The organism is Streptomyces xingningensis (genome assembly GCF_054957865.1).
This window is the reverse complement of record NZ_JBDJPF010000020.1, coordinates 1-19,273: the sequence shown is the minus strand read 5'-3', so window position 1 is coordinate 19,273 and position 19,273 is coordinate 1. Positions and strand designations below refer to the sequence as shown.

Below are 19,273 nucleotides of genomic sequence, written 5' to 3'. Positions count from 1 at the left end.
TCCCGGGGGGCGACCCCCGTCACCCCCATCGGCACCCCCGGCACCGTGGAGGGTACCGGGTACGGACTGAGCCATGAGGCCCGCAATCTGCTGTGGCTGCTGACGGACGTGGTCGACGAGGTGCCCGGAGTACGGTCGGTCGCCGTGGTCTCCTCCGACGGGCTGCTGCTGCTCTCCTCCGACCCCGAGCGGCAACCGGCGGGCGGCGGAGCGCAGGAGGGCCCGCGGAGCTCCACCGCCGACCTCGCCACCATCGTCGCGGGCCTGGGCAGCCTCACCACCGGCGCCGCCGCGCTGATGGACGGCGGAACCGTCAAACAGACGATGGTCGCCATGGAGGAGGGCAGCCTGTTTGTGATGGCCATCAGCGACGGCTCCCTGCTGGGCGTCCATGCCGCCCCCGACTGCGACATGAGCGTCGTCGCCTATCACATGGCGCTCTTCGTGGGCCGGGCCGGGCATGTGCTCACCCCCGAACTCCGCAGAGAGCTACGGCAGTCGGTGGAGGCGGTCAGATGAGCCGTACCTCATCCGTCCGCGGCCGAAGGACCGCGCGGGTACGCCCGTACTCGCTCACCGGCGGCCGCACCCAGTGCGGGCATCTGCTGCTCGTCGAGAGCTTTGTGGGGGCGCCCGACGGCTTCGGCGAACCGGCCGAGCCCGCCGGCACCGGCGGGCTGGCGTCGAGGGTGCTGCCCGAGGCGCGGGCCATCGTCGGGCTGTGCCGTCGGCTGCGCTCGGTCGCCGAGGTCTCCGCGCTGCTGAAGATGCCGCTGGGCGTGGTGCGCGTACTGCTCAGCGACTTGGCCGACCAGGGAAGAATCCGCGTCTACGGCACCGGTCACGACACCGGACGGCCCGACCGCGCGCTGCTCGAAAGGGTGCAGTGTGGACTTCGCAGGCTCTGACACGATAACGGGACACCCGGCCGGCCGGGACAAGCCGCAGAGCTGGCAGTCCGACCGGACCCGGGCCCCCTCCGCCACGAAGATCGTCGTCGCGGGCGGCTTCGGAGTCGGCAAGACGACCTTCGTCGGATCGGTCTCCGAGATCACCCCGCTGCGCACCGAGGCCGTGATGACGGTGGCCGGCGAGGCGGTGGACGACCTGGCGCCGGTTCCGGAGAAGGAGACCACCACGGTCGCCATGGACTTCGGGCGGATCACCCTCGAACCCGACCTGGTGCTCTATCTGTTCGGCACCCCCGGCCAGAAACGGTTCTGGTTCATGTGGGACGACCTGGTGCGCGGCGCGATCGGTGCGGTGGTCCTGGTCGACACCCGGCGGCTGGAGGACTGCTTCCCCGCGCTCGACTACTTCGAGAGCAGCGGAATGCCCTACATCGTGGCGGTCAACCACTTCGAGGGAACGGCCCATTACGAACCGGAGGAGGTGCGTGAGGCGCTGTCGCTGACCGAGCTGGTCCCGGTTCTGATCATGGATGCCCGGAAGCGGATCACGGTCGTCGACTCCTTGCTCACCCTGGTCGGCCGGGCCCTGGACAGCACCCCGGATTCCCGCCGATGCGACGGATTCTCATAGTCGGAGCCGGCCAGTCCGGCCTCCAGCTCGCCCTCGGTCTCCAGGCCGGGGGATATGACGTCACCGTCATGTCCCCGCGCACGGCCGAGGAGACGCGCTCCGGACGGGTCACCTCCACCCAGGTCATGTTCGCCGGCGCCCTGCGGCACGAACGCGAACTCGGCCTCAACTTCTGGGAGGACCGCGCCCCGCGCGTCGAGGGCCTCGGCCTGTCGGTGGCCGGGCCCCCCGCCGCACCGGGGCCGGGCCGGGGAGTGCGCCGCATCGTCGACTGGGTCGGCAGGCTGGAGGGCTATGCCCAGTCGGTGGACCAGCGGGTGAAGATGGCCGGCTGGCTGGACACCTTCGCCGAGCGCGGCGGCCGGCTGGTCATCCACGCCGCCACGGTCGGCGACCTGGACTTCCTGGTCCGCCACTACGACCTGACGCTGATCGCGGCGGGCAAGGGCGAGCTCGTCTCGGTCTTCGACCGGGACGCCGCCCGCTCGCCGTACACCACCCCACAGCGCTCCCTGGCGCTCGCCTACGTCCATGGCATGGGTCCGCGCCCCGAGCACCCCGAGTACGACGCGGTCCGCTGCAACATCGTGCCCGGCGTCGGCGAACTGCTGGTCATCCCCACCCTCACCGCCTCCGGCCGGGCCGACATCCTCTTCTGGGAGGGCCTGCCCGGCGGTCCGCTGGATGCCTTCCGGCACATCAGCGGCCCCGGCGAGCACCTGGCCCGGACCCTGGAACTGCTGGAGCGCTTCACGCCCTGGGAGTACGGGCGCGCCACCCGAGTCGAACTCACCGACGCCAACGCCACCTTGGCGGGCCGCTACACCCCCACCGTCCGGGAGCCCGTCGGGCGGCTGCCGTCCGGCGGCCTGGTGCTCGGCGTCGCGGACGCCGTGGTCGTCAACGACCCGGTCACCGGGCAGGGCGCCAACTCGGCCGCCAAATGCGCCGCTTGCTATCTCGACGCCATCCTCGAGCACGGCGAGCAGCCCTTCGACGCGGCCTGGATGCGGACGGCCTTCGACCGCTACTGGGCCACCGTGCGGCACGCCACCAAGTGGACCAACGCGATGCTCGCGCCGCCGCCCGGCCATGTGCGGCGGCTCATCGGCGCGGCGGGCGGCCTCCAGCCGATCGCCGACCGCTTCGCCAACGGCTTCAACGACCCCTCGGACTTTGAGCACTACTTCTTCGACCCGGCGAAGACGGCGGCGTATCTGCGGGAGGTGGCCCGCTCCGGCCCGGCCGGCGGCTGAGGTCACCGGGGTCACGCGGGTTCCGGATCCGGCCGCACGACCCCCAGCAGGGGATTCGCCCCCAGGGGCGAGACCTTCACATACTCGCCGGGCCGGGGCGCGTGCACCACCTGGCCATTGCCGATGTACAGCGCCACATGCGTGGCGTCCTCGAAGTAGACCACCAGATCACCCGGGCGCAGCTGGTCCGGCGGCACCTTCGGCAACAGCCGCCACTGCTCCTGGCTGGTGCGCGGGATCTCCCGCCCCGCATACGCCCAGGCCTGCGAGGTGAGCCCGGAGCAGTCGAAGGAGTCGGGCCCGGCCGCACCCCACAGATAGGGCTTGCCCAGCTGCCGGTAGGCGAATTCCAGGGCTTTTCCGGCGGCCGCGGACGGTGCCGGCTGGGGACCGCTCAGCGCACCGGAGGCCAGCAGCCGCCGCTGGGCGGTGTCGCTGTCCCGCGCTTCCAGGTGCCGGAGCTCGGCGAGTTGGCCGCCGCTGAGCGAGGCCAGCAGCTCCTCGACCTCGGACAGCCGGCCGCGCACCGCATCCCGCTTCCGCTGCCGGTCGGCGGCCAGGGTCAGCTGGGCGTCGAGCGCACCGCGCGCCTGCCGGGCGAGCGCGGCCGTGCGCTTCTCGCCGTCGGTGAGCCGGTTGATGGTGCCGGCCCACCGCTCGGCCGCCCGCCGGAAGGCGTGCCCCTGGTCCAGCACCGTCCGTGCGTCGCCGCCGAGCAGGAAGACCAGGGTGGGGGAGAGCGGACCGCGGCCGGTCCGGTACTGCTCCCGGGCGAGCTCGCCCGCGTCGGCCCGGCTGTCGGCGAGCTCGGCCCGGGACCGCGCCAGCGCCTCCTCGATCCGCTCGACGGCGGCGCGCTGTCCACGCAGCCGTTCATCGGCCGCGTTGTACGCCTCGGTGGCCGCCTCCGTCTTGCGGTAGAGCAGCCGCAGCCGGCCGAGCAGCGCACTGACCGACTGATCGGGCTGATCCGCCCGGGCGTCCGGCACCGGAGACACCAGCACGGCACCGGCGATGAGCGCCAGGGTGCACACGGATCGCATCAGCCGTCCCGACACGGGCCACCTCCTCGGGGAGGATGGTGTCCGGTGCGCTGGTACTTATGTCAGTCAAGTAGGCCAAACCGCCTGATCCGCTCATTCTCTGGATGACCGTTCGTCACCCATCCGGCGCCGAGCGCGGTTTCGACGAGGATTTCGGCGGTTTTGACCATGGCCATCTGAGGCCCTCGCCGACGCCGCCCTCCGGGTCGTACTCGTACTTCCAGCCCCTGGGCAGCCCCAGCCGGCGCGTGCTGCCCGCCGTGGCCCGTCGGTAGACATAGACGGTCGGCGGGCCGCCCTCCGCGTCCGGCACCGGAATCCGGTAGACCTTCGGCGGGTGTCCGGTGGCGCCCAGCAGCACGGGCAGCACCCGCCCGTCCAGGGGCCCGCCCACAAAGGGCACATCCTCGCTTCTCACACCCACCAGTGTCCGTCAGCGCCCGGGCTGCCGCGGCGCAGGGGGGCGGCCGGTGGATCCCCGCGGCGTCGCGGCGTCCGGCACCAGGTGCCCCGCCGCCGAGACCACCGGCACCACCCGGCGCGCCAGCCTGGCCACCGGGCCGTCGGCCGGCTCCAGGGCCAGGGCCGCCCGCGCCACCCTGGCGGTCTGCTCGTCGCTCGCGGCGGTCGCGACCAGCAGGGCCACAAAGTGGTCGACCAGCCAGTCCCGCAGCTCCGCGGGCGGCGGCTGTTTCCGCTCGTCCAGCCAGGTCAGCGACGCGCCCTCGACCGCCGTGATCCAGGTGCGCACCATCATGCGCAGCCGTATCCCGGGCTCCCGGACCTGCAGATGGGCGAGGATCTGCCGGGCGGCCGCCCGGCGCACCCCGTCCACGATCGCCCCCGTGCGCGAGGTCTCCACGACGCTGCCGCCCTGCAACAGGGCGCTGAAACCCGCGTCATGCTCGTCCACGAAGGCCAGATAGCGGTCCAGTGCCGCGGCCAGCCGCCGGGTGAGGGGACCGCTCTGCGGCTCGGCGAAGCACAGTTCGAGGTCATCGGCGGCGCTGCGCAGCGCCGCCTCGTACAACTGGGTCTTGCCGCCGGGGAAGTACCGGTACACCAGCGGCCGCGAGACATCCGCCGCGGCCGCCACATCGTCCAGCGAGACCTCCTCGGGCGTGCGGTGCGCAAAGAGGCCGAGCGCGGCGGTCAGCAGCTGGGCTCGGCGCTCGGCGACGCCGAGCCTGCGGTACGAGGCGGTTCCACTGCCGGTCATCCCCGCAGGGTAACCGGCACGACGAGGCTCCACGGAGATCCGTCAGAAGCGCCCTATGCCAGCAACCCCGAGCTGCGCCACAGCCGTCGGCCGACCCCCTGCAGCACCCCCACCTCGTCCAGGAAGTCGGTGAGCCGCTTCGCCCCCGCCTGCATCACTTCTCGCCGGTGGCCGCTCGCCTTCACCTGGGCGACGGCCTCGCGGCGGTCGAGGCCCACATTGGTGTAGACGGCCGGGTTGATGAAGGCGATGGAGAAGACGCGGGCCGCCTCGCCGCAGCTGACCCTGGTCAGGTGGGCCTCCCAGCGCGGGCAGTCGGTCATCTGGCGGCGCAGCTCCTCGCGCGCGTACCGCACATGCCGGGCCTCTTCCACGACATGGATGCGGGTGACGCCGCGCACCAGGGGCTGGACTCGCTCGTCCGGGAAGGTCAGCCGCTGCATATGGTCGAGGATCTCCTCGCCGAGCAGGGTGCAGGCGAAGGAACCGGGCGTGGTGGAGATGGTCTTGAGGACGCGGCCCAGGTTGTGGTGGAGCCGGGACACCGGATACGCGGGCGCTCCGCCCTGCTGTATCAGGCGGGCGAACATCTTGGAGTGCCGGCACTCATCGGCTATCTCGGTCAGTGCGTAGCGGACGTGCGCGCTGGTCGGCGGCTTGTCATAGATGTGCCGGACCAGCAGCTGCATCAGGATGAGCTCGAACCAGATGCCCAGCGAGGCGAGCGCGGCGGCCTCGTGCCGGGCCAGCTCCATGCGCCGTTCCTCGGACATCCGGCGCCATAGCGGGGTGCCGTAGAGGGAGACCAGCTCCGGCGGCCAGTACCACTTGCCCTCCTCGGGCGGTGCGTCCCAGTCGAGCTCGGCGTCCGGGTCGAAGGAGTGTCTGGCGGAGGACTCGAGCAGCCGCTCGGCCACCCGCTCGCGGCCCTTGAGCGGGCCGAGCGCGTCCCACGGCACCGGGCCGCGTCCGTCCGTCGCGGTCGTGCTGTCTGCCATGGCTGAATTCCCTCTCGGTCGCGGGTTGCCCGGAGGTTCCCCGCTTATGAGACTCCTTGTCAGCAAGCTCGTCAATCCCCTGGTGGTGATGCGACACGAGCTGATGACTGCTCATTGACCCGGCGGTAACCCGCGTGTGAGCCTGCCAATCAGTGATGCGCTGTGAGAAAGGAGGCGTCGATGACGACGCGACAGCTCTATGCGCACAACCCCGCAGAGTCCGTCTGGGAGGTTCCGGCGAGTGGTGCCGCCCGCTTCGGCTGGGAGTACGAGGACGGCCGGGAACGGCTCCTCGCCCTCTACCAGAAGGGCAAGGACAAGCAGTGGGACGCCGGTAAGCGGCTCGACTGGGATCTCGAGGTCGATCCCCATGACCCGCTGGGCGTGCCCGACGAGAACCTCACCGTCTTCGGCACCCCGTACTGGGACCGGATGAGCGAGGCCGACCGCAGCGACCTGCGCCGGCACTACGCCTCCTGGCAGTTCAGCCAGTTCCTGCACGGCGAGCAGGGCGCGCTGGTGTGTGCGAGCCGCATCGTGGAGTCCGTGCCGGATGTGGACGCGAAGTTCTACTCCGCCACCCAGGCCATGGACGAGGCCCGGCATGTGGAGATCTACAGCCGCTTCCTGCACGAGAAGATCGGGATGCTCTACCCGATCAACGACAACCTCCAGTCGCTGCTCGGCGATACCCTGCGCGACTCCCGCTGGGACATGCCCTACCTCGGCATGCAGGTCCTCATCGAGGGCCTGGCCCTGGCCGCCTTCGGTATGCTGCGCGACAGCACCGAGAAGCCGCTGCCCAAGCAGATCCTCACCTATGTGATGCAGGACGAGGCCCGCCATGTTGCCTTCGGCAGGCTGGCGTTGCGCGACTACTACCAGCAGCTGACGGACGCCGAACTGCGCGAGCGCGAGGAGTTTGTGATCGAGGGCTGCTATCTGATGCGCGACCGGCTGCGCGGCGAGGAGGTGCTCACCAACTTCGGCATCCCGGCGGGTGATGCCGCCGAGCTGAGCGAGCGGTCGGAGTACCTCCAGATCTTCCGGAAGCTGCTGTTCAGCCGCATCGTCCCCTGTGTGAAGGACATCGGACTGTGGGGCGAGCGGCTTCAGCGAGCCTATGTCGACATGGGCGTCCTCGAGCTGGGCGACGCCAGCCTGGATCTGCTGATGGCCCAGGACGAGGAGTTGGCCGACCGGCTCGACGCCCAGCGCTTCACGGCGGAGGAGCAGGCCCGGACGGCGGAGGTCGCACGGACGATCGCCGAAGGAGCGGAGGTGGCGGCGAAAGAGTGACGTCTGGGTGATAACTGCGGAGCAATTAAGGACTTTTCACACACTTGGTGCCTGCTTTGTCACCGTTTTGTGAGCTGTGGCGCATAACGGAACGCCTTGCGGTACAAGGACGTCTTCGCGGAGAGAAAGAAGACAGACAGGCGTACGAGGGAGTGGAAGTTCATGGCTGAACTCAGCGAGCGGAGGCGGCACATCGCGGTGGCGACGGGGGCCGCGCTGGCGCTCGCCGCTGTGATAGGCGGATCCGTGGCCATGGCAACCCAGGACTCGGACGACGGCTCCCCGGAGCAGGTGGCCGCGGACTCCGGGGTGCACGCGCCCCGCGAGCGGGGCAAGGCCGCCGAGCCCGATGCGTCCGGTTCCACTTCCTCCGGCGCGGTGTCGGCGGAGATCTCCCATGACAGCGAGACCGAGGGAAAGGTCGTCAACATCACCATCGACGACGGCCCGGACCCGGTCTGGACCCCCAAGGTGCTGGAACTGCTGCGGAAGAACAACGTCAAGGCGACCTTCTGCATGATAGGGCCGCGGGCCAGGGAGCACCCGGACCTCGTCAAGAAGGTCGTCGCGGAGGGCCACCGGCTCTGCGACCACTCCATCGACCACAACACCTCGATGGACAAGCGCCCCGAGGACTACCAGAAACACCAGGTCCTGGACGCCCTGAAGATGATCCAGGACGCGGCGGGCGACGGCGCCAAGGTGCAGTACTACCGGGCACCCGGCGGCGCGTTCACCCCCTACAGCCGTCAACTGGCCGCCGAGCACGGGATGCGGCCGCTCGGCTGGCAGGTCGACTCCCGCGACTGGAAGCGCCCGGGCAAGACGCGCATCGAGGAAACGGTCAAGCGCCAGCTGCACAACGGCCCGACGATCCTCTTCCACGACGGTGGAGGGGACCGCAGCCAGACGGTGGCGGCGCTTGACGAAACGCTTCCCTGGCTCAAGCAGCAGGGCTACGGGTTCAGCTTCCCGAGGATCTGAGGCCCGCGAGGTCCGAGGCTCGCGAGATCTGAGATCCGCGAGGTCCAAGGCTCGTACCCAACCCGGCTGTCCGGCCCTCAGGCGCCCTTCCGGCCGACACCCCCGTACATCGCCACATCCTCTCCATCACCTTCCACCCGCCAGCGCGCACAGGACACCACCCCCGGCTCCAGCAGCTCCAACCCGTCGAAGAAGCGCTCCACATCGGCGGGCGAGCGCTGGGTGAGCCTCGGGGTGCCGTTCTCGTTCCAGAACGCGACGGCGGCGTCCACATCGTCCAGCCCCGGGGCGGTGATGGTGTGGGACAGCACCAGATGACTGCCCGGCGGCAGTGCGTCCAGCAGGCGGCGCACGACCCGGTACGCCTCCGCGTCATCCTCGATGAAGATCACCACCCCCAGCAGCATCAGCGCGATCGGCTGGGTGAAGTCCAGCGTTCTGGCGGCGTGTTCGAGGATATGGTCGACATTCCGCAGGTCGGCATCGAGGTAGTCGGTCGCCCCCTGGGGTGTGCTGGTGAGCAGCGCCCGGGCGTGGGCCAGCACCAGCGGGTCGTTGTCGACATAGACGATCCGGGATTCCGGGGCCACCCGCTGGGCGACCTCATGCGTATTGTCCGCGGTGGGCAGCCCGGTGCCGATGTCCAGGAACTGCCGGATGCCCACCTCCTCGGCCAGGTGCCGTACCGCCCGCCCCAGGAACTCCCGGTCGGCACGGGCGTAGTTGCCGATGTCCGGGTGCAGTTGCCGGATCCCCTCCCCGGCGGCGGCATCCACCGGGTAGTTGTCCTTGCCGCCCAGCCAGTAGTTCCAGATCCGGGCCGTATGCGCCCGGGTGGTGTCGATGCGGTCGGCGATGCGCTCGGCGGCGTCATGAGTGGTCTCAAAGTCGGTCACGTGGTGCTCTTTTCAAGAAAATGATGCAGCCATGCGTGTTCATGCGTTGTCCATTGCCCAACCTAGACGCAATGCGGGGCACTTGGGGAGGGTGATCGTTTGGGGAACATGAACAAGGCCCGCTCCGAATCATCGGAACGGGCCTTCGCCGTGGTGCGCTCGGCAGGATTCGAACCTGCAACCTCTTGATCCGTAGTCAAGTGCTCTATCCGTTAAGCTACGAGCGCTCGGCCTCCCGGCCCGGTCTTCCCGGCCGGTCAGCGTGCGGGGCAAGCCTACACGGTGGATTGACCTGCGAAGACCACCCGTCCCGGGCCGGGCCGCCGAACCCCCGGACACCACCCCGTCGGCCTGACCGACGGGGCGTTCTCATGCCGAGAATCAACCTCCCAAACCGACTGCTGAAGTAGTTCCCCCAACGGACTGCTGCAACTGCTACGGTGTGTCCCGACAGTGGGGACGGCGGTCTCCGCACTCTGGTGCCGCGCTCGGGACCCTCGGGGAAGCCGAACTGGTGGGGACACATGGATCACACGAGACTTCTGGTGGCCGCGCTCGCCATCGCGCTCGCCGTCATCTGCGCGCTGGTGGCGGCCATCTGGAAGCGCTCGAGCTCGGACGACCCGAGCCAGGCGGTGACGGCCGGTGCGGTCACCTTCGTCAGCGCCATCACGGTGGCGTTCCTGGTCGTGGGCTATCTGCAGCCGCACTGACCCAGCAGGCATGATGGCCCTCTTCCGGCAGGGCGAGCACAAGAACGGTGGGAGACAAGGTGCCGAAGACGCTGAAAGAGGCGGACGCGCTTCGGTGGGCGCTGGATGAGCTGCGCGGAACCATGACGGCCGAGGAAGCGCTGCGGCTCATCATGATCCTCACCCTGCTGCGCCGGGAGGCGGACTCCACCGAGTGGCGGCCGGGCCCCCCGGGGAACCCGCCGCAGTCACGCGCCGTCTGGACGGAAGTCCTTTCCGGAGAATGGCACGGCGGCCATGAAGCAGTGGAGTGGATCCAGCACGGTGTCCAGGCCTGGGAGCGGCGCCTGGGCCGGGACATCGGCTTGAACTTGAAGGTGCCCCCACTCGAGCGTGCCCATGACCACCGGCTGGCGTCGGTGATCGACGCGGTGGGGGCAGTGTCCGACCCCGTCGTGCTGTTCGAACTCTGCCTCGAGGCCCAGTCGCGGATGGCGGGCAAGGGCGGGCAGTACTACACCCCCCGGAACATCACCCGTCTCCTGGTCGGCCTGCTGGCCCCCCGGGCGGGAGACACCGTCTACGACCCGGCCTGCGGTTCCGGGGGCTTCCTGCTGGCCGCGCACCGGTTCGTGGCAGCGCACGGCGGACCGGCCGACCGCCCCGGGCTGCATGGGCAGGACGCCGGCCAGGCGGCCCTGCGGGTCGCCGCGATGAACCTCGCGGTGCACGGGGTGACGGCGGAGCTGGCCGATCCGGCATCGAGCCTCCTCGACGACCGCTTCCAGCGGCGGACCTTTGACGTGGTGCTGGCCAACCCGCCCTTCAACCAGACCCATTGGGACGACGCCGGGCAATCCTCCTACGACCCGCGATGGAGCCATGGCGTCCCGCCCCGGGGCAATGCCAACTTCGCCTGGGTTCAGCACTGTGTGAGCAAGATGTCCCCGACCGGCCGGGCCGCAATCCTGCTGCCCAACGGTGCCGCCTCCGGGGCCCGGCCGGCCGAACGCCACATCCGGGCGCACCTGGTCCAGGCGGACCTGCTGGACTGCGTGGTCGAGCTCCCCGCCGGGCTGATCCCGCATGTGCGCAACCCCGTATGCCTGTGGCTGTTCAGCAGGAGCAAGCAGCCGCACCGGTCCGGACAAGTCCTGTTCATCGATGCCCGCGAGGCGGCCCGCTCCATGGGACGCGGCCAACGGGTCATCCCGGACGAGGCGGGCGCACGGATCACGGACACCTATGCCGCCTGGCGGGAGGCGGACCGGGCGGAGCCCCACGCGGACGTCCCCGGCTGGTGCCGGGTGGTGACGGTGGAAGAGATCGCCCGGCAGGAATACGACGTGCTGCCCGCTCACCACGTGGGCGCGGTCACCGACGACACCGAAGCACACCACCGGCAGCAGCGCGTCGCCGACCTGACGGCGGAGCTGTACCGGCACTTCGAGGAGTCCCACCTCCTCGAGCGCGAACTGCGCGAGCTGCTGGGACGGTCGTGATGCGCGCACCCCTGGAGGAGCGGCTGAGCACGCTCCCCGACGGCTGGACCCGGTGGCGGCTCGCGGAACTGCCCGGCGTCCAGGGGCTCGGCTATGGCATCACCCGCCCCGGCCCGCACACCGAGGACGGGGTGGGGATGATCCGCGCCGCGGACATCCAGGACGGACACCTGCGCCCCTCCCAGCCCAGACGCATCAGCCGCGGGGTGCACCAGGCCGGCAGCCGCAGCCGACTGCGCACCGGAGACCTCGTGGTGGTCCTGGTGGGAAGGGTCGGCGAGGCGGCGGCCGTCACCGAGGAGTACCACGACTGGAACGCGTCCCGGACCGTGGCCGTGGTGCGCATGGCCGACCCCGGGCAGTCCCCCTGGCTGCGGCTGTGGCTGGGGTCGTCCTATGCGCGCGACTGGTGTGAGAGCCGGGCCACCGGCACGACCCTGCAACGCACGCTGAGCCTGGCGGCGTTGCGCGATCTCCCGGTGCCGCTGCCACCCGCCGGGCAACAGCCGGACGTCATCCGGGCGATGCGCACCATCGAGGCGAAGTCGGCGGTGAACACCCGCATCGGGCAATGCGCCATGGCACTGGCCGACGCCCGGTTCGCCGTCGAAACCCTGGACCACGCGGCATGGCCCGAGCGGCCGTTCGGCGAACTGGCCCGGCTGCACAGCGGAACCACCGTCCGGCCCCATCCGTCGGCCGAACCATCGACGCACCGCACAACCGCCTTCGCGGCCCCGGCGGACATCCTGCAGGCCGACCTGCCCTACCTGCCCCCCACCGACGCACGCCTGATCCCCCCCGAGGACGACTTCATCTGCCCCCCGTACTCCCTGCTGGTGGCGGCCCGCGAAGCCGAAGTACGGGCCGTGGTCAACGAGATGCCGGTCCTCCCGGGCCGCGGCGTCCTGACCCTGCGCCCGGAATCGACCGCCGACCGATACTGGCTGCTCCACGAACTCCGCTCCCGAAGCGCCGAATTGACGTCCACCGCACAGGGCGCCGGCGGCCGCGAGCTGAGCCGACGCGCCTTCGCCGCGACCGGAGTCCGCTGGCCTCCACAGGAAGTGCGCGCCCGCTTCGCCCACTTCGCCGAGCGCCTCCACCTGCGCGCCCAGACCGCGTACGCCGAGAACCGGACCCTGGACGGCCTGCGGGACGGCCTGCTGGACGCCCTCCTGGACGGCGATCCGCTCCCACCGGTGAAACGGGCCGAATCGATTGATCGATTGATTGATTGAATCAACTCGGCCTGCTTGCCCCACTCAACTCACCGGAGCCATCCAGTGGCGAACCGGGACGCACCGGCACCGGCAGCGGGATCGCGGGCCGATCCGAGGAAGCGGAATGCGAGAGCGAAAGGATCGCGATGTCTGCCGCGCCCCCTTGCTACTGCGCGTACCGCGTCAGGGTCGGGTACTCCTCGTGGATGCCTGCAGGGGCGGGTGCGTCAAGCCGGCTGATGCCGACGACCCTTGTCGCCAGGGCCACCGCTTCTCCGATCGCGCTGTCCTTCTGGATGACAAACACCCAGCGGTGCTCAGAAGTCGGCAGTGTCTTGGGAAGCGTCAAGAGCCCCAGCGCTTCCAGCTTGGCACTGATCTCGGTGCAGAGATCTCGGCTGAGCCGGTCGCGGTATGGGGCTGCGTGCCTCTTGATGGTGTACATCGACAGCTGCTTGATGCCGTCATCGAGCTCGACGGCGTTGGCGATCGCTTCAAGCCCCATAAGCGAGAAGATAATTGAATTACTGTCTCGTTGTCTACTCTCCAACTAGCCTGCCAGTGCGCAGCTTTGGCTGACGTCTGGTGACGGCCCCTCGAGAGTGCGGTCACCCTCGCGGGCTTGGTGGGTCGGTGCGAGGCGAGGTTCCCCACGGTGAATGTGTATGGGGCGGACTCCGCGTACGCGCTGCCCGGTCCTGAGGCCCGGTGCGAGCTCGTTCACGGGTTGCGGTAGACGTCGCGGCGGTTTGCGACTGCGAGTACCCAAACGATCAGCTGGTCGTCCTCAATGGTGTATACGGCGCGGTAGTCGCCGACACGGAGTCGCCAGCGGGCGTCGTGGCCTTGGAGGGCTTTGATGTCGAAGGGGGTGGTGTCGCTGTTGTCCATCGCCTTCTGGAGTTCGGTGAGGCGGTAGAGGATGCGCAGGGCGTCGGGGCGGGGGATCTTGAGCAGGTGCCGCTGGGCGTGCGGGGTGAACCGCGTGACGTATCCCATCGGGGCTCAGGAGTGCTGGGAGCGGAGCTGCGAGGCCATCTCTTCGAGGGAGACGGAACCGGCCGTTCCCTCAGTCTCGGCTGCGTCTGCCAGTCGGTTCAGCCAGGCGTCCTCGGCCTGTTCGGCGAGCTGCCGCAGCCGCCGGTACTCGTCGATGTCGACCAGAACGGCTTCTTCCTTGCCTCGGCGGGTGATGACGGTGGGGGTCTCGTCGCGGCGGGCGCGGTCGATGGCGTCCGCGAGGTGGGCGCGGACTTCGGCCATGGATTCAACAATCGGCTCACTCATGTAATGAGTGTAGCTGATGTACATGAAGGGCTTCTGCCGGAATCCGTGGCGAAGCCGGCCAGGGCCCAGTAGCGCTCACCGATGGTCACCAGCTCGGGATCGGCGTTGCCGTCCGGGATGGCTGCCGGGGACGCCTGGTCGCCGCTTCGCGTCGGCCTCTTCCGGGGTGCGGTTGTTGGAGGCTGCGGGAGCGGCGACGGCCTGCCGTCAGCCTGTGGCGCGGTACAGCACGGTCCGGCTGTTGTCGGCGCCCGCGTCGCCCAGAGCTCCGTACTCATTGACCTGTTGTGGAGCGGCACCTGTGCCGGACTGCTTGTCCTCGCCGGTCAGTGCGTCGAGGGCGATCGGCTTGTCGTCAAGGGCCGTGGCATAGACCGCTCCATGCCATGCCGTCGTGACGCCGCGAATGGCTCGTTGCCCGGCTTCGGCTGTGTGAGGCAGCTTCCAGAGCCGTTTGAGCGTCTTGGTCTCGTACGCGGCCACCCAGCCTCCTTCCGTGTCGGAAACGCTGCACACGGTGACCGATCGCTCGTCGTAGGTGCAGGAATCGAGCGTGGTGCGCTTCTTCGTGGAACCGGCATCACTGTCGGGTATGGGCCTGCGCTTGCCCGTCGACGGCGTGAGCAGGTACTGGGGAAAGGGGGTAGGCCAGTAGCTGTGCGTGCTAGTCAGAAGTAACCCGGTTCCAAAGGGCGCCACCTTGACGGTTCCGCCAGGGTCATCCCAGGACCAGCGTTTCGTGCCGTCATCGGCGCTATATCCGATCAGCGGAGTCGACGCGGCCCCGGACCCGTACCCCTCCGACGGGGAGCCAATGACCGTACCGTTCTGGACAGTTGCCGCATCGAAGTTGTCCTGTGTCCAGGCGACCTTGTGGCTTGCCAAGTCCAGGCCGTAGGTTGTCGGCACAATTGACAGGCCTTGACGTGCCACCACAACCACCGCCGTCTTGTCCGTGACGCCAACTACAGTGGCTGCTCCGCCTTCTTTGCCGGGCAGAGCCCATGAAGTCGTCCAAGCGGCATGTCCGGCCCCGACATCGAGCGCGACAACCTCGGCACGTACCCCGCCTGCTCGTGTGCCATCGTCCCGTGTTCTCGTAAGGAAGGCGCCCAGCACCAGCGTTGTCCCCTTGACATCGGCGACCGCCGGCGGCCCTGTCGGGCCCTTTTCCGTGTTGGCCGGTTCGAGTTCGGGTTTCGCGCTCGCGACGTCCGTGCCGTCAACGGCCGAGACAACGCCCACCGTAGCGCTCGATACGTAGTACACGTACTTTCCCCGCAAGGTCATGTTCGGGAGCGGCAGACCGGCGAGGGTGGCGCTCTGTTGTGCTCGGAAACTCACCGGTGGGTCGAACGTCCGCGATTCCTGAGAGGGGGACGGCTCCTGCGTCGCCGGTAGGGAGCTATTCGCCGCGGGCGGCTTGGCACCGGGTTCCCGGTCGTTGTCTCCGCCACCACCGCAGGCCGCCACCAGAGTGAGGCCCGTGGCGACAGCCCAGCCGGTAAGCATACGTAAGCGCCTGCCAGTTGATGCGTTCATTGCGCGCTCCACCCCTTGAGGAAGGCGAGGGTCTGACCAGCTTGCGAGCTGGCTGCCCCCTTGACGACGCGGTCCGCATGGGGCGGTCTGCCGGGTGTTGGCAGACCGCCCTGTTGTCCGGGCCGTTTCGCACGTCCGACGACTGCTACAGGGTGCGCTCGGCCGCCCCTCGTGGTCGTTAGCCGACAGCGCAGACTCCCTTGACTTTGCGCGCAAGCGATACGGCGAGGAGTGGGGTGCGATGATCACCCGAGGTGTTGCCGTAGGTGGCGTGGATGGGGAGGGAGCGCAGGAGGGGATCGCATCCGGCGCTGGGCTTCCGGCGGTGGACGGTCGTCGGCGCCCAAGTGGTAAGCGAGGACCGCCGCGGTCAGTTCCCAGGCCACGGTGCCGAGGAGTTCCGCGTCATGCCGGGGGCGCGGTGTCCGTGTGCGCCGATGGGAGCAGGTCAAGCTGCCGCGGGGCGTTCGCCCGGGGGCGCCTCGTCGGGCTCGCCGCCGTGGTGCGCGGTGAACACGAAAGCCGAGGTATCGCCGTCCAGGTCGATGGTCAGCGACGCGTCCAGGGCCCTGGCGAGACGGGTGAGCAGTGGCAGGGTCGGCACGGAGTCGCCGCCCTCGATGTTGGAGATCTGTGGCTGGGTCATGCCTGCGCGCCGCGCCAGTTCGGTCTGCGACAGCCCGAGTTCGGTACGGCGGTCGTAGACGGCCTGGCCCAGTGCGAACGCTTGCCCGGCTTCCAGGTAGGCCGGGGACTCCTCGACCGACTCTCCCAGGAGCTTCCTGGTCCGGCGCGTCTTCCACTGCGAGTGATTCACGGACTCTCCTCCTTGATCCGGTCGTACCTGTGCTCCGCAGGCTGTGGTCCGCCTCACACAGCTTCTGTGCGTATGGGGCGGTCTGCCGGGTGCTCGCAGACCGCCCCATATTCGTGACCTGCCCTTGTGGTGGCGGGTGGTTGTCTTCAGCCGCGGGTGCGGATGCCGTTGGTCCAGGCGCGGTCGACGTTGGAGAACTGCGGGGCCGCGGCCCATCCGTTCTTCCAGGGGTTACGCGATGCCATTTCGTCCCGAGCGAGAATGCTGGGAGTCAATCCGGGCTTGTACTGGAGGACTTCCATGTTGGGGTAGGCATCGCCCTTGCGTTCAACGGCAATGGAGCCCTGGGGATCGAGTTTGATCGTGAGTTCGACATCGGCGGCGAAGAGAGGGAGCACACTGTTGATGCCGTGGATCTTCATGTGGAGTTCGGATCCGTCCATGCGTTTGGGCGAGATCACTGTGCGCCATGTCCACCTGTTGTTGTCTTCGCCCACGTGGATGGGGCGGGCCGGGACATCTTTGCCGAAGCCTTCGAAGAAGCTGACTACGGTGGGGGCGAGGACGGCGCGTCCGAACTCCGTCCTGGTTGACTGCGTCACGGTGAACGTTGCCTCCCCAGTGGCTGTGTCCCAGAAGAGGACCATTCGGTATGCGGATTCGTCGGGGTCGTTGGAGAACTCTCGGTCATCGCCGTAGAGCATGTTCTCAGCGGCTGTCTTGGTGGGAATGAAGAATCGGGCCATGATGATGCCGTTGTCGGCTCCAGGCTTACCGTGAAGTTCTTTTCGTTGAGATCCCTCGGGGGCCTTACCGGTGAAACCGGTTCGCTTTGCACGTTCGTAGGACGTTTCGCCGGGGGCTCCCAAGGAGGTCCATGCACCGTCTTTGCCGTCCCACCCGGTGACTGTGGAACGGTCGGGCGTCAGGCCGTAGAGGTGTTTGTCGCTGACGGCGAAGGTGAATCCGGGGCCGCCGGCGTGACTCCAGTGGTGGTCGGGCTTGCCGTCGTACTTGTAGATGTCTCCGGTGTCGGGGTTGGTGGCGAAGAGCCCTGCGCCGCCGGCATGGAGGTCCTTCGCGGGCCCACCGATCCGGGTCCACTCAGTGCCTTTGCCGGCCCATTCGTAGACGGCCGACCGATCGGGGTTCAGACGGTAGAGGTGTTTGTCGCTGACAGCGAAGGCGGCTCCCGGGTCGCCTACACGCTTCCATTCGTGATTCTCCTGGTCGTGCCAATTGAGGCTGCCGTCCTGTGGGTCGGTGGCGAATAGCCCTGCGCCGCCGGCATAGAGGTCCCTCGCGGGCCCACCGATCCTGGTCCACTTGCCGTTGCCCTTGCTCCATTCGTAGACGGCACCGTGATTCGCGGCGAGACGGTAGACATGGTTACCGATGACTTTCAGGTCGGCGGCGCCGTCATCCTGCCCCTCGGCCTTTATTTCGGTCCAGTGATCCGGGTCGTTGTCGTACCTGTAGACCTTGCCGGAGTCGGGGGCGACGGCGAAGACTCCGGCCCGGCCGGCCTGCACCGTCTTGGCGGGTCCGCCGATCCGTGTCCAGTGATTGTGTTCGCGTTTCCACACGCTGTTGTGGTCGGCGGCAAGAGCATAGACGTCGTCCTGGGCGGTGACGCACAGGCTGTCGGCGCCGACAGGCGTCGCGGGTGTCGGTGCGGGGTTCGGTGCGGCGGGCTTGGGGTCGGCCGGCGCGGATGGTGAGGGCGCCGGGGTAGGGGATGGGATCGGGTGAGGCGTGGGGGATGCGGGCCCCGGGGGAGGGGATGGGATCGGGTGAGCCGCCTGGGGTGCGAGCCCCCGGGCAGGGGACGGGGACGAGTGAGCCTCAGGGGATGCGGGTGCGCCGAGTGCGGTCCAGCCGTTGCCTTTGCCGCTCCACTGGTAGACCGCTGACCGGTCGGGTGCGAGGCCGTAGAGATGCTGGTCGCTGACCGTGAAAGCTGTTCCTGGTTCGCCGATGGTGTCCCAGGCGTCGGGTGTGCCGCTGTACTTGGCGATTTTGCCGGTGCCGGGGTCGGTGGCGTAGAGGCCGGTCTTGCCCGCGTAGAGGTCTTTCGCCGCCCCGTCGATCTTGGTCCAGTCGTTGTCCTTGCCGTTCCACTGCATGACCGCCGAGCGGTCCGGCGTCAGGCCGTAGAGGTGATCGCTGCCGACGGTGAAGGTGGCCCCGGGGCCACCTGCGCGGCTCCAGTGATCGGGCTCGCTGTCGTAGTGGTTGATGTCTCCGGTGTCGGGGTGGGTGGCGAACAGGCCTGCACCGCCGGCGTAGAGATCCTTCGCAGGCCCCCCGATTTTGGTCCAGTCCTTGCCCTTGCCGTTCCACTGCATGACTGCGGAGCGGTCCGGTGTGAGGCCGTAGAGGTGGTCACTGCTCACCGCGAAGGTGGCGCCGGGGTCGCCGACGTTGGTCCAGTGGTCAGGGGTGCCGTCGTACTTGTTGATGTTGCCGGTGTTGGGGTCGGTGGCGAAGAGGCCTGCGCCGCCGGCGTAGAGGTCCTTGGCGGGTCCGCCGACCTTCGTCCAGCCGTTTTCCCGGGTTCGCTCGTAGACGGCCGAGTGGTCGGAGGCCAGCGCGAACAGGTGGTCATCCGCGGTTGCCGCCACGCTCGCCAGCGACACCGTGGCAGGCGACGGGGTGGCTTCGTCGGCTGCGGCGGGGACGGAGCTCAGTACGCCGGCGGTGACGGTGGTGGCGAGGATGGCGCCGAGCGTACGGGCGGCGGCAGGCCAGCATGTGACGGTGCGTCGGAAGATTTTGGCTCCGCCGGGGTCGGGTGCGCGGTGACGTGGTAGTGGTGGTTTCACGGTGGTCTCCGATTTGTTGGGTGTTCTGATGGAGACTCAGGGTGGGGGTGGGTGTGTTTGGTCATCCACTGCCGGGCCGTGAAGGCGCAGGTGGGTCGTGGACAATCCGGGGTTGTCCGGTGGACATCAGGGGGTGTCATGAGCAGGG

General features: G+C 68.9%; 20 protein-coding genes and 1 tRNA gene. 9 read left to right on the top strand and 12 right to left on the bottom strand.

Annotated elements, in window-relative coordinates:
- Positions 1-27 precede the first annotated feature (27 nt).
- From ABCR83_RS13030 to ABCR83_RS13015, 4 genes are read left to right on the top strand one after another with little or no spacing between them, the layout of a single operon-like run.
- Positions 28-519 carry a roadblock/LC7 domain-containing protein gene (locus ABCR83_RS13030; protein WP_462695177.1) on the top strand — a complete coding sequence of 164 codons (492 nt, stop codon included), beginning with the start codon at positions 28-30 and terminating at the stop codon, positions 517-519.
- Positions 516-908, top strand: coding sequence for a DUF742 domain-containing protein (locus tag ABCR83_RS13025; RefSeq protein ID WP_462695103.1), 393 nt, complete (start codon positions 516-518; stop codon positions 906-908). Before ABCR83_RS13030 ends, ABCR83_RS13025 begins: the two co-directional genes overlap by 4 nt.
- Positions 889-1,542 (top strand): GTP-binding protein, encoded by a 654-nt coding sequence (locus ABCR83_RS13020; protein ID WP_462695102.1) that lies wholly within the window; start codon positions 889-891, stop codon positions 1,540-1,542. The genes ABCR83_RS13025 and ABCR83_RS13020 overlap by 20 nt, the downstream gene beginning before the upstream one ends.
- Positions 1,524-2,798 carry a styrene monooxygenase/indole monooxygenase family protein gene (locus ABCR83_RS13015; protein ID WP_462695101.1) on the top strand — a complete coding sequence of 425 codons (1,275 nt, stop codon included), beginning with the start codon at positions 1,524-1,526 and terminating at the stop codon, positions 2,796-2,798. The genes ABCR83_RS13020 and ABCR83_RS13015 overlap by 19 nt, the downstream gene beginning before the upstream one ends.
- A gap of 11 nt (positions 2,799-2,809) precedes the next feature.
- On the opposite strand, the gene ABCR83_RS13010 is transcribed toward ABCR83_RS13015, so the two are convergent.
- The 4 genes from ABCR83_RS13010 to ABCR83_RS12995 form a co-directional block, all read right to left on the bottom strand.
- Positions 2,810-3,856: a C40 family peptidase gene (locus ABCR83_RS13010; protein ID WP_462695100.1), complete on the bottom strand. Its 1,047-nt coding sequence runs from the start codon at positions 3,854-3,856 to the stop codon at positions 2,810-2,812.
- Between the two features lie 100 nt (positions 3,857-3,956).
- A complete protein-coding gene (locus tag ABCR83_RS13005) occupies positions 3,957-4,259 on the bottom strand; it encodes a hypothetical protein (protein WP_462695099.1) in 303 nt (100 codons plus the stop codon).
- Between the two features lie 15 nt (positions 4,260-4,274).
- The gene (locus ABCR83_RS13000) at positions 4,275-5,060 is read right to left on the bottom strand and encodes a TetR/AcrR family transcriptional regulator (RefSeq protein WP_462695098.1); all 786 of its coding nucleotides are present in this window, start codon (positions 5,058-5,060) and stop codon (positions 4,275-4,277) included.
- A gap of 53 nt (positions 5,061-5,113) precedes the next feature.
- Positions 5,114-6,058 (bottom strand): AurF N-oxygenase family protein, encoded by a 945-nt coding sequence (locus tag ABCR83_RS12995; protein WP_462695097.1) that lies wholly within the window; start codon positions 6,056-6,058, stop codon positions 5,114-5,116.
- A 180-nt stretch (positions 6,059-6,238) separates the two neighbouring features.
- On the opposite strand from ABCR83_RS12995, the gene ABCR83_RS12990 reads away from it, so the two are divergent.
- Both ABCR83_RS12990 and ABCR83_RS12985 read left to right on the top strand, forming a co-directional pair.
- The gene (locus tag ABCR83_RS12990) at positions 6,239-7,357 is read left to right on the top strand and encodes a ferritin-like domain-containing protein (RefSeq protein WP_462695096.1); all 1,119 of its coding nucleotides are present in this window, start codon (positions 6,239-6,241) and stop codon (positions 7,355-7,357) included.
- 162 nt (positions 7,358-7,519) lie between these two features.
- Entirely contained in the window at positions 7,520-8,341 is an 822-nt protein-coding gene (locus ABCR83_RS12985) for a polysaccharide deacetylase family protein (RefSeq protein ID WP_462695095.1), read from the top strand.
- Between the two features lie 77 nt (positions 8,342-8,418).
- On the opposite strand, the gene ABCR83_RS12980 is transcribed toward ABCR83_RS12985, so the two are convergent.
- Both ABCR83_RS12980 and ABCR83_RS12975 read right to left on the bottom strand, forming a co-directional pair.
- A complete protein-coding gene (locus ABCR83_RS12980) occupies positions 8,419-9,237 on the bottom strand; it encodes an SAM-dependent methyltransferase (protein WP_462695094.1) in 819 nt (272 codons plus the stop codon).
- A gap of 151 nt (positions 9,238-9,388) precedes the next feature.
- Positions 9,389-9,464, bottom strand: a tRNA-Arg gene (locus ABCR83_RS12975).
- Between the two features lie 297 nt (positions 9,465-9,761).
- Between ABCR83_RS12975 and ABCR83_RS12970 the strand changes: the two genes are divergently transcribed.
- Genes ABCR83_RS12970 through ABCR83_RS12960 form a run of 3 tightly spaced genes read left to right on the top strand, consistent with a single transcriptional unit; the run spans position 9,762 to position 12,672 of the window.
- Positions 9,762-9,950 carry a hypothetical protein gene (locus ABCR83_RS12970; RefSeq protein WP_462695093.1) on the top strand — a complete coding sequence of 63 codons (189 nt, stop codon included), beginning with the start codon at positions 9,762-9,764 and terminating at the stop codon, positions 9,948-9,950.
- Positions 9,951-10,009: 59 nt separating this feature from the next.
- Entirely contained in the window at positions 10,010-11,431 is a 1,422-nt protein-coding gene (locus ABCR83_RS12965) for an HsdM family class I SAM-dependent methyltransferase (protein WP_462695092.1), read from the top strand.
- Positions 11,431-12,672: a restriction endonuclease subunit S domain-containing protein gene (locus ABCR83_RS12960; protein WP_462695091.1), complete on the top strand. Its 1,242-nt coding sequence runs from the start codon at positions 11,431-11,433 to the stop codon at positions 12,670-12,672. Before ABCR83_RS12965 ends, ABCR83_RS12960 begins: the two co-directional genes overlap by 1 nt.
- A gap of 148 nt (positions 12,673-12,820) precedes the next feature.
- Here ABCR83_RS12960 and ABCR83_RS12955 read toward each other — a convergent pair whose 3' ends face one another.
- From ABCR83_RS12955 to ABCR83_RS12930, 6 genes are all read right to left on the bottom strand, one after another.
- Positions 12,821-13,159, bottom strand: coding sequence for a hypothetical protein (locus tag ABCR83_RS12955; protein ID WP_462695090.1), 339 nt, complete (start codon positions 13,157-13,159; stop codon positions 12,821-12,823).
- Between the two features lie 215 nt (positions 13,160-13,374).
- Positions 13,375-13,653 (bottom strand): type II toxin-antitoxin system RelE family toxin, encoded by a 279-nt coding sequence (locus ABCR83_RS12950; RefSeq protein ID WP_462695089.1) that lies wholly within the window; start codon positions 13,651-13,653, stop codon positions 13,375-13,377.
- 6 nt (positions 13,654-13,659) lie between these two features.
- The gene (locus ABCR83_RS12945; protein WP_462695087.1) at positions 13,660-13,941 is read right to left on the bottom strand and encodes a type II toxin-antitoxin system Phd/YefM family antitoxin; all 282 of its coding nucleotides are present in this window, start codon (positions 13,939-13,941) and stop codon (positions 13,660-13,662) included.
- A 207-nt stretch (positions 13,942-14,148) separates the two neighbouring features.
- Positions 14,149-15,210: an outer membrane protein assembly factor BamB family protein gene (locus ABCR83_RS12940; RefSeq protein ID WP_462695086.1), complete on the bottom strand. Its 1,062-nt coding sequence runs from the start codon at positions 15,208-15,210 to the stop codon at positions 14,149-14,151.
- A gap of 721 nt (positions 15,211-15,931) precedes the next feature.
- Positions 15,932-16,300 (bottom strand): helix-turn-helix domain-containing protein, encoded by a 369-nt coding sequence (locus ABCR83_RS12935; protein WP_462695085.1) that lies wholly within the window; start codon positions 16,298-16,300, stop codon positions 15,932-15,934.
- A 146-nt stretch (positions 16,301-16,446) separates the two neighbouring features.
- Positions 16,447-19,125, bottom strand: a complete 2,679-nt coding sequence (locus ABCR83_RS12930) for a hypothetical protein (protein WP_462695084.1) — start codon at positions 19,123-19,125, stop codon at positions 16,447-16,449.
- Positions 19,126-19,273 lie beyond the last annotated feature (148 nt).